This window comes from Corynebacterium sp. LK26 (genome assembly GCF_014335085.1).
In the GTDB taxonomy this organism is placed as follows: Bacteria; Actinomycetota; Actinomycetes; order Mycobacteriales; family Mycobacteriaceae; genus Corynebacterium; species Corynebacterium jeikeium_D.
In genome coordinates, this window is sequence record NZ_PDHB01000011.1 from 93,542 (window position 1) to 105,892 (window position 12,351).

General features: G+C 59.7%; 9 protein-coding genes and 1 pseudogene. 1 reads left to right on the plus strand and 9 read right to left on the minus strand.

Annotation, left to right across the window (positions count from 1 at the left end):
• Window positions 1–291: 291 nt before the first annotated feature.
• From CRD13_RS07040 to CRD13_RS07050, 3 genes are all read right to left on the minus strand, one after another.
• On the minus strand, window positions 292–1,926 hold the full coding sequence (locus CRD13_RS07040; protein ID WP_187401469.1) for a protein adenylyltransferase SelO family protein: 1,635 nt from the start codon (window positions 1,924–1,926) through the stop codon (window positions 292–294).
• A 142-nt stretch (window positions 1,927–2,068) separates the two neighbouring features.
• A complete protein-coding gene (locus CRD13_RS07045) occupies window positions 2,069–4,300 on the minus strand; it encodes a 3-hydroxyacyl-CoA dehydrogenase NAD-binding domain-containing protein (RefSeq protein ID WP_187401470.1) in 2,232 nt (743 codons plus the stop codon).
• A 74-nt stretch (window positions 4,301–4,374) separates the two neighbouring features.
• Complete coding sequence (locus CRD13_RS07050) at window positions 4,375–5,610, minus strand: acetyl-CoA C-acetyltransferase (RefSeq protein ID WP_048760224.1); 1,236 nt, start codon at window positions 5,608–5,610, stop codon at window positions 4,375–4,377.
• 205 nt (window positions 5,611–5,815) lie between these two features.
• Here CRD13_RS07050 and CRD13_RS07055 point away from each other — a divergent pair, with 205 nt between their 5' ends.
• Window positions 5,816–6,169 carry a VOC family protein gene (locus tag CRD13_RS07055; RefSeq protein ID WP_070595687.1) on the plus strand — a complete coding sequence of 118 codons (354 nt, stop codon included), beginning with the start codon at window positions 5,816–5,818 and terminating at the stop codon, window positions 6,167–6,169.
• Between the two features lie 42 nt (window positions 6,170–6,211).
• Here CRD13_RS07055 and CRD13_RS07060 read toward each other — a convergent pair whose 3' ends face one another.
• The 6 genes and pseudogenes from CRD13_RS07060 to CRD13_RS07085 form a co-directional block, all read right to left on the minus strand.
• Window positions 6,212–7,213: a siderophore-interacting protein gene (locus CRD13_RS07060; protein WP_147719431.1), complete on the minus strand. Its 1,002-nt coding sequence runs from the start codon at window positions 7,211–7,213 to the stop codon at window positions 6,212–6,214.
• 40 nt (window positions 7,214–7,253) lie between these two features.
• Window positions 7,254–8,060, minus strand: coding sequence for an ABC transporter ATP-binding protein (locus CRD13_RS07065; protein WP_049171770.1), 807 nt, complete (start codon window positions 8,058–8,060; stop codon window positions 7,254–7,256).
• Between the two features lie 36 nt (window positions 8,061–8,096).
• Window positions 8,097–9,152 (minus strand): iron chelate uptake ABC transporter family permease subunit, encoded by a 1,056-nt coding sequence (locus CRD13_RS07070; RefSeq protein ID WP_049171768.1) that lies wholly within the window; start codon window positions 9,150–9,152, stop codon window positions 8,097–8,099.
• The gene (locus CRD13_RS07075; protein WP_070437322.1) at window positions 9,149–10,069 is read right to left on the minus strand and encodes an iron ABC transporter permease; all 921 of its coding nucleotides are present in this window, start codon (window positions 10,067–10,069) and stop codon (window positions 9,149–9,151) included. Before CRD13_RS07075 ends, CRD13_RS07070 begins: the two co-directional genes overlap by 4 nt.
• A 122-nt stretch (window positions 10,070–10,191) precedes the next feature.
• Window positions 10,192–11,261: pseudogene (locus CRD13_RS07080) on the minus strand (iron-siderophore ABC transporter substrate-binding protein).
• Between the two features lie 174 nt (window positions 11,262–11,435).
• Window positions 11,436–12,290, minus strand: coding sequence for a bifunctional 2-polyprenyl-6-hydroxyphenol methylase/3-demethylubiquinol 3-O-methyltransferase UbiG (locus CRD13_RS07085; RefSeq protein ID WP_141739555.1), 855 nt, complete (start codon window positions 12,288–12,290; stop codon window positions 11,436–11,438).
• Between the last annotated feature and the right edge of the window lie 61 nt (window positions 12,291–12,351).

A 12,351-nucleotide genomic window follows, 5' to 3' on the forward strand; every position in this document is an offset into this window, starting at 1 on the left:
TGAGTATTAATCAGGCGAACCATCCCTTATTTGACGGTGTCTTTTACCCTCGATTGGGGAGTTAATCCTGTGCAGTGGTGCAACGTTGTAACATCCTGGCACCCCCGCAGGGGTTGGGGCTGCTGAATTTCTGGCTGTCCCACCGCCGGGCTCCTGTCCGGCCCCATCCGCGACTTCACGACACAGGTGTCACCTCATGCCACCTCCACAGCTGGCACGAGGTGACACCTGTGTCGTGAAGTGGGCTTTGGAAGAGGAAGTGGACTTTGGAGGAGGCGGAGAGGCAGCGCATTAAGTCCCACAGTACGAGTGGAAAGCACCCAACTCCCGCGGTGCCGGCTCCGTGAACCCCGCAGGGGCGTCTTGCGACTCAAAGGGGTTGGTTACCGCCTCCAGCAGGTGCCGGTAGTCGGTCAGATCCCCCGCCCCTGCCGCCGCTAACGCTTCCGTGACCAGGTAGTTTCGCGGAATATACAGCGGATTCGTTTCCTCCATAAGTGCCAGGGCCGTCGTCTGGTCGATTCCCAGCTCCTCCCGCGTCCGCTGCCACAACTGCCTCCACTCAGTCGCGGCAGCGGGGAACGCAGGATCATCAGACAGTCTGGTCAGCGCGGTCAGCGCAGTGAAATCCTGCCCATCATCGCTGGCCAGAACCTCAATCAGCGCCCGATGAGCATTCGTATGGTCGAGCCCAAACTTCGCCAGCAACGCCTGCCACTGCTGCACCAGGGGGATGGCCAGCGGGTCGTCGTAAAGCGAGGGGAGAATCCCCAACTTGGGCAGCCACCTGCGGCTGAGCGCATCGGTGAACTCGTCGGCGAATTCGCCCAGGAGGTCGCGGGCGCGTGCGAGGGCTTCCTCCGGGGTGCCTGCGAAATGCGGTAGCAAAGTCTCCGCAAGCTTCGACATGTTCCACCCGGCAATCGTCGGCTGCGCGCCGAACGCGTATCGACCGCCTCGATCAATGCTGCTAAACACCGCCCGCGGATCGTGCGCATCCAGAAACGCACACGGCCCAAAGTCGATGGTCTCGCCCGCGATGCTGGCATTGTCGGTGTTCATCACGCCGTGGACAAATCCACAGGCCAGCCACGCCGCAACGAGATTAGCTTGCCGCTTGACGACGTCCCGGAGAACCGACTCCGCCGAACCCTCGTAGCCATGCCGCTGCGCGGCGAACTCGATGAGCCGATCCATGATTCCGGTGTCCGTTCCGGAGCGAGCGACCAGCTCGAACGTGCCAACTCGCAGGTGGCTGGATGCTACGCGCACGACGATCCCACCCGGTTGGAGTTCGGTGGTGGGGTCGGTGTTGTCGAAAGGGGTTTGTGAGCCGCGGTAGATTTCCTCGCCGGTTGCGATGACTGCCAGCGCGCGGGTGGTGGGGACACCGAGCGCATACATGGCCTCGCTGATGAGGTACTCCCGCAGGGCGGAGGTCAGCGTAGCTTTGCCGTCACCGCCACGGGAGAAGGGCGTGGGGCCTGTGCCTTTAGACTGAATCTCGTAGGCCTGGTTGTTGTCGCTGCGGGCTTTCTCTTTGGGGGAATCGGGGTGGTTGGGTTGGCTGTGCTGGTTTGGCGGACAGTGCAGCCCAGTCAGCCCCGATTCAGCCTCAACAGTGGCAAGCAAGAGCGCGCGACCATCACCGAGTAGGCCTGCGAAGTTGCCGAACTGGTGGCCGGCGTAGGCCGTGGCCACCGGGGTTGTGTATGCGCCGGGTGGGGTATCGGTTTCCTTGCCGACTCCGCGGCCAGTGAGGAACTTCAGGCCAGCGTCTGACCGGAGCCACTGTGGGGAGAGACCGAGCTGGGTCGCGAGTTCGTCGTTAAGCATGATTAGCTGCGGCGATGGGGCGTCAAACCCCTGCTGGTCGATAGCGAGTTCAGGCAGTGCGGAGGGCAGATCAACGACGTTTCTAGCCATGTGCGCAGTTTAACGGGGATGTCCTTACAGGTGTTGCCGCGCTCGTGCGTTCAGCGGTGCTATGCGCCTTGCAGGGCCTCGAAGGCAGAAAACCCCGGTTACTGGAACAATTCCAGCAACTGGGGTGGATGCGCGAAGAAACTTACTTCTTCAGGGACTCCGGAGCGTTGAAGCGCTCGCCGTGCTTAGCGGCCAGCTCTTCGGCGCGCTCGACGAAGCCTGCGACACCGCGGCGCTCTGGGTGAGCTGCAGCCGGGTCGACGACAGTGGCGCCGTCGTAGTTCTTGATGAACTGGCGAGTACCACCGGTCCAGGCCGGGTAGCCGATACCGAAGATGGAGCCGATGTTGCCGTCGGCGTCGTGAAGCAGAACGCCCTCGTCGACGCACTTCTGAGTCTCGATGGCCTCGATGAAGAGCATGCGGTCGACCAGCTCCTGCAGGTCGGTGTCTTCCGGAGCGATCGGGGTGATGTTCAGCTCCTCGCGCAGCTCGTTGAACAGGCCCGGCCAGAGACCGGAGCGCTTGCCGTCGACGTACTCGTAGAAGCCCTTGCCCTCGAGCTTGCCCGGGCGTTCGAACTTGTGCAGCATGGCCTCGACCAGAGCCGGCACGCCGCCCTCGTCCAAGGTCTGACCTGCAGCTTCGGCGGCAGCGCGGGTCTCGCCAGCGATCTTCTCCATGAGCTTGAGGTTCAGCTCGTCGGCAAGCTGGAGCTGCGGTGCCGGGTAACCAGCCTGGCGACCAGCGGCCTCGATGATGGCCGGGTCGTAGCCCTCGGCAACCATGCGCAGGGCCTCGTTGATGACGGTGCCGATGACGCGGGAGGTGTAGAAACCGCGGGAGTCGGTAACGACAATCGGAATCTTGCGGATTGCAACAGCGAAGTCCAGCGAAGCGGCGAGGATTGCCGGGTCGGTGTTGTCGCCGGAGATGATTTCGATCAGCTGCATCTTGTCCACCGGGGAGAAGAAGTGCAGGCCGATGAAGTCCTTCTCACGCTTGACGTGGGAAGCCAGCTCGGTGATCGGAAGGGTGGAGGTGTTGGAGCCCAGGATGCAGGTCTCCGGAACTGCAGCCTCGATCTCGGCGTGAACCTTGTGCTTGAGGTCGGTGTTCTCGAAGACGGCCTCGATGACCAGATCGACGTCGGAGAGGTCGTCGTAGGACTCAGTCGGCTTGATGCGGTTCAGCAGCGCTGCGGACTTCTCCTCAGTGGTGCGACCGCGCTTGAGAGCCTTGGCCTCCAGACCTTCAGAGTAGGACTTACCGCGCTCGGCGTTCTCCAGGGAAATGTCCTTCAGGACAACTTCCATGCCAGCCTTTGCACACACGTAGGCGATACCTGCGCCCATCATGCCGGCGCCGACAACGGCAACCTTCTTGAACTCGCGCTTCGGGTACGGGGTGCCATCAGCCTGCAGCGGACGGGAGCCGCCGCCCTGAGCGTGGTTGAGGTCGAAGAAGAACGCCTGCATCATGTTCTTCGACTGGGTGCCGGTGACCAGCTCGGTGAAGTAGCGGGACTCGATACGCAGTGCGGTGTCGATGTCGACCTGAGAGCCCTCGATGGCAGCCTGCATCGCAAGGCGGGGAGCCTTCATCGGGGAGCCCTTGAGCTGCTTGGTCAGGTTTGCCGGGAAGGACGGCAGGTTCATTGCGAACTTAGGAGTCTTCGGGTCACCGCCTGGGATCTTGAAGCCCTTCTCATCCCACGGCTGTGCGGCCTTGGCGTCTTCGCTGGTCAGCCATGCGCGGGCGGTGTCGATGAGCTGCTCCGGAGCAACAACCTCGTCAACGAGGCCAGCTGCGAGGGCCTTGCCCGGGTTCATCTGAGCGCCGGTCAGAATGACCTTCATCAGCGCGTCCTGAATGCCCAGCATGCGCACGACGCGGGAAACGCCGCCGCCACCCGGCAGCAGGCCGAGGGTGACCTCTGGCAGGCCAATCTTGGAACCGCGGACATCGGCAGCAACGCGGTGGTTAGCAGCCAGCGCGACCTCGAGGCCGCCGCCCAGTGCTGCGCCATTGATGGCAGCAACAATCGGCACCGGGAGCTTCTCCAGGCGACGCAGGGAGGCCTTCATGTCCTCGACCATGCCGAACATGTCAGCTGCATCGTCTTCAGTGGCCTTGGACATCTGCTTGATGTCGCCGCCTGCGAAGAAGGTCTTCTTCGCAGAGGTGATGATGATGCCCTTGATGGAGGTCTCAGAGCCGTCGCCAATTTCGTTTTCCAGGCGCTCCACGGTGGCGCAGATGTCGTCCTGGAAGGTCTTGTTCATGGTGTTGACCGGCGCATTCGGGTCATCCATGGTGAGGGTGACGATTCCGGCGTCGTCCTGATCCCACCGGAACATGTTATCTGTGCTCATAAATCAGTCAGTCCTTTGTGGTTATCGCGGTGTGACCGCGGTAATTGTCGCTGTGAGTTTCGTTCCGGTTTGCTTTAGACGCGCTCGATGATGGTTGCAACACCCATGCCGCCAGCCACGCAGAGCGAGATGAGAGCGTAGCGGCCACCGGTGCGGTGCAGCTCGTCGATTGCGGCGCCGGTGATCATGGCACCGGTTGCACCCAGCGGGTGACCCATGGCCATTGCGCCACCGTTGATGTTGAGCTTGTCGTAGTCGATGCCCAGGTTCTGCTGAGCGTGCTTGACGACGGCGGCAAACGCCTCGTTGATTTCCCAGACGTCGATATCGTCGACGGTCAGGTTGGCCTTGGCCAGTGCCTCGCGGACAGCCGGCTCGATACCGGTCAGCATGATGGTCGGCTCGACACCATTGACGGCGGTGGCGACAACGCGTGCGCGTGGGGTCAGACCCATGTCTGCGCCGGCCTTCTCAGAGCCAACCAGAGTCAGTGCAGCGCCATCGACGATGCCGGAGGAGTTACCTGCATGGTGGACGTGGTTAATGCGCTCAAGCTGCGGGTACTTCTTCAGTGCAACTGCGTCGAAGCCGCCCTGCTCACCCATCATGGTGAAGGCTGCGCGCAGACCGGAGAGGGACTCTGCGGAGACGCCTTCGCGGATGGTCTCATCACGATCGAGGATGGTCAGGCCGTTAGCGTCCTTGACTGGGACGACGGAGCGGTCAAAGCGGCCCTCAGACCAAGCCTTTGCGGCACGAGCGTGGGAGAGTGCTGCCATCTCGTCGAGGGACTCACGGTCAAAGCCGTCGAGCGATGCAATCAGGTCAGCGGAAATACCCTGCGGGACGAAGTCGGTCGCAAACGAGACCTGTGCGTCCATCGCCATTGCACCGCCGTCGGACATCATTGGCACGCGGGACATGGACTCGACGCCACCGGCGAGGACGAGCTCGTCCATGCCGGAGCGGACTTTCTGAGCAGCCAAGTTGATGGCGGAGAGGCCGGAAGCGCAGAAGCGGTTGATCTGGACACCGCCGGTGCGGTACGGCAGACCTGCGGTGAGTGCTGCGGTCCGGGCAATGTCCGCACCCTGGTCGCCGACCGGGCTGACGCAGCCAACGATGAGGTCGCTGATGCGTTCTTCATCCAGGTCCGGGAAGCGGTTGCGAATTTCGTCGATGAGGCCGACGAGAAGTGATACCGGGCGTACCTCGTGGAGGGAGCCGTCCTTCTTGCCCTTGCCGCGCGGGGTGCGAATTGCCTCGTAGATGAAGGCTTCGCCGCCCGGCTGAATGGTGGCGGAAGTCATGTGTTTTTACCTCACAGATTCGTCGTAAAGTGTCGTGCGTCACTCTATAACGAATGGCGGATTGCCGGGGGTGATTTGAGGGGTGCTGGGGAGAAAGTTGACTCCCTGTAGTCTCCCACCTGCGGTTATGTGAGAAACCGGGGGTAATTACATAAGTATTTTTAGGTGGCGATTGTGGCTCCTCCAATTCTCCTAGACTTGGCTCATGAGCGACTCCCGCATCGACTACATCGAGTTCCCCGCCTCTTCCGTTGAAGAACTGAACACAGTCCGCGACTTCTTCTCATCCGTTTTCGGCTGGACCTACGCCATGTACGGCGACGACTACGCCGACACTGGAGATTCCGGCACCGCCAGTGGCGTTAACGCCGAGGATCCAACGCGCGCAATCATGCCACTCATCCGGGTGTCGGATCTGGATGCCACATACGAGCAGGTCAAGGCGTCGGGTGGCACAATTACGAAGGAACCGTACGACTTCCCAGGCGGTCGTCGCTTCTACTTCACGACGCCCGCAGGTCACGAGCTCGGCGCGTGGACTCCAGTCGAGCCTGCGTAGTGACGATCCGGCCTGCAGCGATTGCTAGCACTGCATTTCTTGCTATCCCTTCGCTGCCTGACCCCGCTTCCAATACCCCATGAACGACACCTGCTTCCTCGGGACGTGGCATTCCTTCACCAGCAGCCTCCGCATCCGAATCACCGCTGAAGACTCACCTGCAATCCAAAAGTAAGTCCCGGTTAGCCTCGGATTCGGAGATTCGGTGTTGGCCTTGTCTTCGCCGCTGGAATTGGAAATATCTTCACCCGACTGTGAATAGCTTGGGGTCTCCCACACCAGAAAGCTGGGGTCATCCTCGCCCGTCGACGTAGTGGTCGCCGCCGTATTCCCCTCGAGAACGTTTGACAGTGCTTCTTGTGAGACCGGGCTTAGCGCATTGCTGACAAGCTTCACCAGATTGGAGTACAGCAGCTCGCCCGAAGTGTCGTGCTCATCTTCCGCTCGCGCCAGCCACTTCACCGAGACTCCAGATGGCACCTCTAGCTTCTGGGCATCGCTTGTACATGGAACCTCAATAAACACTTCTCCCTGCACTCCCGCTGGCCATTCCTCCAGGGTCTTCGCAATTGCAGGTAAGGCAGTTTCATCTCCAAGCATCACGATGCGACTACTAGCTCCAGGGGCGAATTCGATGCCGCTGCCGGATTCATCATCTCGTGTCGGTGCGATGATGAGCAGCTCATCGCCGATCTGTGCCTTTGAAGCCCATGCAGACGCTGGCCCAGCGGCATCGGGGTGTAGCACGAAATCGATGTCGAGTTCATCGGGAGCGTCGTCTGGCAAGTTGCGCCGAAAAGCGCGGATGGAATACGTGCGGACATAGCCGCGAGTGTCGGGGTCAAGGGTTTTCCAGGTGGCGAACCAATTCTCCTCCGGCAGCTCTGGAAGCTGACCAGCGGCTGGGATAATGACTTTGATACGGAGGTCCCGAATCGTGTCCTTCGGCCCGACATTCTCCACGTCGTGAAGTGTTATGCGCTGAAAGTGCGGGGAAATCTGTTGCGTGCGGGCAACGCGGACGCGGTGTGGCTGGTATCCCATGGGAATCCTTAAATCTGATGAGTTACTTACATCTACTGAGCTAGTACTGGGCTAATTTCGAGTGGTGGCGCCCAATGGGCGTAACCGTGGGTAGCCCTGAGACCGGATCGGTAATAATCAGCGATTCGAGGTCGAACGCCTCCCGGGTCAGCTCTTGTGTGAGCACGTCGACAGGCGCTCCTGCGGAATGCAGTCGTCCGTCGCGCATGGCGACGAGAACATCCGAATACCGAGCAGCCAGGTTGAGGTCGTGCAGCACCATGATGATGGTGGTGCCTCGGCGTTGATTGAGATCAGTTAGTAGATCCAGGACTTCTAGTTGATGTTTTAGATCTAGGTAGGTTGTAGGTTCGTCGAGAAGCAGCACATCGGTTTGTTGTGCGAGTGCCATTGCAATCCACACACGTTGACGCTGGCCGCCGGAGAGCTCTTCGACGCACCGCCCTGCGAGGTCTGCGACTCGGGTAGCTTCCATAGCTTCGGCGACGATGTCGTAGTCGGCTGAACTCCAGCGACCCAGAATTCCCTGGTAGGGGGTTCGACCACGGCCGACTAAGTCTGCGACAGTGATGCCGTCAGGAGCGATAGGGGTCTGCGGAAGCAGCCCGAGCCGCTTTGCCAATTCGCGGGAAGAATAGGAACCTAGCTCCTTGCCGTCCAGCTCGACGGATCCAGCTGATGGCCGAATCAAACGAGCTAGCGTACGTAGAAACGTTGATTTGCCACAACCATTTGGTCCGACAATCGAAGTAATCTTGCCTGCTTCGAATGACAAAGTCAGGTCTTTCACAATGGGTTTTTCCCCATATCCAGAAGTAAGGGACTGAGCATTCAGTTGTGCGGACACGGTGAGTGACTCCTTGGTTTGATGAACAAAGCGCAGCTATCGAGATGTTCTGACGAGCAGATAGATCAAAAAGGGTGCTCCGAGCGCGCCGGTAATAACTCCGACGGGATAACGCGTGCCGAAGAGGTATTGGCCGGCTAAATCTGCGACAAGCACCAAGAATGCTCCAACCAATCCAGATGGCACTATGAGGTTCGCGCCGGGCCTAAAGATTCGCATCGCGATCGGGCCTGCCATGAATGCGACAAATGAGATTGGTCCGGTTGCGGATGTCGCCACTGCGATGAGCATGACGGCGCCGACAATAAGAGCTCCGCGAAGCAGGTTCACGCGCAGTCCGAGTGAGGTGGCGATGTCGTCGCCAAGCTCCAAGATTGATAGCCTGTGCGCGCCAATCAAGAGCAGCGGTGTTACGACAAGAACGGTAATAACCAGCGGTAATCCGCGCTCCCACGAGATGTTATTCAGCGATCCAGTCAACCAACGTGTGGCCGTCGGCAGATCCCACGCGGAAGCCTTCGACAGCACGTAGGTGGTCCATGCCTGCAGCATCGCCGCAATGCCGATTCCCGTCAGGATCAGGCGAGTGCCGGCAAATCCCGATTTCAACGCCAGCAGGTAGGTCAGAGCGGCCACGCTTAACGACGCCATCAGCGCCACCGTTGACACGGCAGTCTGAGAGGCCTGAAACAGCACAATCATGGTCGAACCAGCAGCGGCCGCACCAGCGGAAATACCGATAATGTCCGGTGAGGCTAACTGGTTTCGCAGCATCGTTTGGAAGATTGTTCCTGATACGCCAAACGCGAAGCCGGCGACAATTGCAATCGTGGCGCGTGGTAGGCGTAGCTCTCCCACTGTGAAAGATGCCCCGGGGACGGTGTCACCGCGAATGACGCCGATGACATCGGCAAGGGAATAGAAGGAATCTCCAAGCATGAGACTCAGCAGCCACAGTACGGCCGTAATCGCTGCTAGAACCAATAATGTGAGCGTAAAACGAATTCGGGCGTGACCGCGTTGTTCTTGGATAGCGGTCGCTAATTCGCTGGCCCTATTCTGCGGGCGCGTTTCGGGGGCGAGGTTTGTCATAGTTCCCGCATCCTTGTCTGTCGCACGATCCAAATAAACAGTGGAGCTCCGAGGAAGGGCATGATGATGCCGACAGCAATCTCGGATTGGTCACCGACGAGGCGCCCGACGGTGTCAGCAAGCGTGAGCAATACTGCTCCTGCCAGAGCGCTTGCTGGGATGAGAACGCGGTGGTCGGTTCCAAGGATCATCCGGAGTACGTGGGGGACGATGAGACCGACGAAGGCAATCGGACCGGTGACGGCAGTGGTGGTCCCGCAGAGCAGCACCGCGCCGAGTGTTGCCAGGACTCGCGTGCGGGTTAAGTTGATGCCGAGGCTGGTGGCGACATCATCGCCAAGGGAGAGTGCGTTGAGGCCGCTGCTGGTTAAAAAGACGATGACGAACCCGAGCCCAAGTAACGGGAAAGCGACCGTCAGTGATTCCCACTGCGCACCGCTGACGGAGCCGATTTGCCAGTTGCGGAATTCGTCCATGACATCGGCGCGCGGCAACAAGATGGCGCTGGTCAAGCTAGATAGGGCGGCGGCCGTGGCAGCTCCAGCAAGAGCTAGCTTGAGTGGAGTGGCTCCGCCGTGGCCGATTGATCCCACGCAGTAGACAAACACTGCAGCTGCGAAGGCGCCCATTGACGCAACTAGCATTGTCGGCAGTGTGCGACTGATGTTGAAAAAGGTGATACCGATAACAACTGTTAGAGAAGCGCCAGCAAGAACGCCGAATATTCCGGGGTCCGCAAGCGGGTTTCGAGTAACAGCTTGAAAGGCTACGCCCGAGGTGGCGAGCGCTGCACCCGCGCACAGTGCCAGCACGGTACGCGGAATGCGTGTCCACGCTGCAGCTTCTCCCGCGGTGTCGGTAGCTCCACCTAAGGCGGAAAGCGCCTCGGTGAACGTAATACTGCGTATGCCGAACATAACCGACAGGACCACCGATACCAGTCCAAGTATCAGCAAGAGAACAAATACAGCTGACTTGGTGGTCGTCGAAGGAGGGGGAGTGGACTTTGTTGAAGCAGCATGGACTGAGGTTGGCACTATTACTTCTTCAATCCTTCGTTAAGCGCTGCGAAGTAACGGTCGATGCCCCAAGGGATGGAGAGCGGTGAGGGGTTCGAGGCGGCTCCTAGCGGGCCATCTTCAAGGAAGGCAATGTTGCCGTTCTTCACCGCCGGAATCTTGGAAAGCAGTGGATCCGCCTGCATATCCTTGACGTTTTTTCATCCTCGGCTTTATCGCCCGAGGAGTAGGAGATGATGACATCGACGTCATCGAATTGCTCCGGGTTCTCAGTGGAGACTTCAACCCAGAACTTGTCAGCAGTCTTGGACTGTTCCTCGACGATCTTCGGTGCTGCAAGACCGTGGTTTACAAGGAATCCCATGCGTGGATCTTCGGTGGAGTAGAAACCAAGCTTTGATGGGTCGGAGCTGCCACCGAAGGAGGTAAAGAGTGCTTTCTTGCCCTTGAGGTTCGGGTACTTCTCAAGAGCGTCGGCAATAGTGGTGTCCAAGTTCTCGGACAGCTTCTTGCCCTCATCGGCCTTGCCGATCGCCTTGGAGCTAATCAGAATCATGTCTTCCAATGATGTGCCCCATGCCATGTCGGGGTAGGCAATGACAGGCGCAATCTTGGAGAGCGTGTCGTAGTCCTCCTGAGAAATTCCGGAGTAAGTAGCAAGAATAATGTCAGGCTTTGTGTCTGCGACCTTTTCAAACGGGATGCCGTCGGTTTCATCGAAGAGCACCGGCTTCTTGTCGCCGGAATCTGCGCCGAGTTCCTTCAGCTTGTCTTCAACCCACGGGAGGATGCCATCGCCGTCATCGTCACCGTAGGTGGCCTTGCTCATGCCAACGGGCACTTGTCCCAGAGCAAGCGGTACTTCATGGTTCGCTCAGCCGACAGTCGCGATTCGCTGCGGTGCCTCTTTGATAGTGGTCTCGCCGAACGCGTGCTTGATGGTCACAGGGAGCTGTGTGTTGGCGTCCGAGGCGCTGACACTACTGGCGTTGTTTTCACTGCTCGTGTCGCTGCTTCCGCAGGCTGCCATGGTGAATGCGATGGCTCCGCTGGCCACCGCGATTGTCAGGGTCCTGAAGGTTTTGTTCATGTAGGTCCTTTGTTTGTGCGAAGAGTCTCGTTGAGTACTCCCGAGCCCAGCATTCTACCGAATGTCGGAAACAGTAACAAAGGGCAGGCTATCCTAAAAGCAGGGGTGGTATTGGGGGGGGGCTAGGGTGACGGTTTGCGTTCAGGGGCTCTAAAGGCTTCCTCTATGAACCCCCTACCGCTTCCGCAGCACCAGCACCAGGTTCGACACCGCGAACTCGCGCAGCACCGGCACGTGCACCATCCACCAGGCCCACCACGGGTGGTAGCGAGGGAAAGCGGCCAGCAGCTCGCAGTCGCCGGCCTCCGCGGCAGCGCGCGCCCACTTCAATCCTTCACCGCAACCGACCTTGAACAGGGACTCGCCAAAATAGTTCTTCGGTCGCTTGCCGTGCTTCTTCTCATACATGCGCCGCGCGCGGTCGCCACCCAGGTAATGCGTCATCCCCATCTCGTGGCCGCCGAACGGGCCGTACCAAATGGTGTACGAGTACACGACCAGCCCGCCCGGCTTGGTCACGCGCAGCATTTCCTCGCCCATCGTCCACGGCTCGGGCACGTGCTCGGCGACATTCGACGAGTAGGTGAGGTCAAAGGCGTCATCGCGAAATGGCAGTTCCAGCCCCGATCCGCGTACCGATGACTCCAGCTTGATACCCGCCGCCGCCATCTCGCCCACATCTGGTTCACAGGTGTAATATTCCACGCCACGCTGGGCAAATGCTCGGCCAAAGTACCCAGGGCCGCCGCCGACATCAAGGATGCGCTTGCCACGCAGTGCGGTATTCGTCGTAACGCTTGACGACGTGCCCCCTGTGTCCGTCGACCCCGCCGCACCATCCGCCCCAGCTGCGATGCCTTCCAACAGGCCGATGGTGTCCTCAGCCAGGTGCCCGTAGAAGATATCGGGATCGGTTTGCTCGTATTTGAAGTCGTTGAGCAGCCCGAATGAGCGCGACAGCGTAGCAAAGCTGCGCAGCTCTTTCAGAGCGGGCGGGACGATAAAAGCGGGAAAGCGAAAGCTGGTCACGTCAAACAATCTAATGGACTGGTTGGGTTTGGGAGTATGGATTTGAGCTAAAGCGGCAACG

Excerpts from the sequence above, each read along its gene's own strand:
- CRD13_RS07040 (WP_187401469.1), bottom strand. The coding sequence starts at position 1,926 with ATGGCTAGAAACGTCGTTGATCTGCCCTCCGCACTGCCTGAACTCGCT.
- CRD13_RS07045 (WP_187401470.1), bottom strand. The coding sequence starts at position 4,300 with ATGAGCACAGATAACATGTTCCGGTGGGATCAGGACGACGCCGGAATC.
- CRD13_RS07050 (WP_048760224.1), bottom strand. The coding sequence starts at position 5,610 with ATGACTTCCGCCACCATTCAGCCGGGCGGCGAAGCCTTCATCTACGAG.
- CRD13_RS07055 (WP_070595687.1), top strand. The coding sequence starts at position 5,816 with ATGAGCGACTCCCGCATCGACTACATCGAGTTCCCCGCCTCTTCCGTT.
- CRD13_RS07060 (WP_147719431.1), bottom strand. The coding sequence starts at position 7,213 with ATGGGATACCAGCCACACCGCGTCCGCGTTGCCCGCACGCAACAGATT.
- CRD13_RS07070 (WP_049171768.1), bottom strand. The coding sequence starts at position 9,152 with ATGACAAACCTCGCCCCCGAAACGCGCCCGCAGAATAGGGCCAGCGAA.
- CRD13_RS07075 (WP_070437322.1), bottom strand. The coding sequence starts at position 10,069 with ATGTTCGGCATACGCAGTATTACGTTCACCGAGGCGCTTTCCGCCTTA.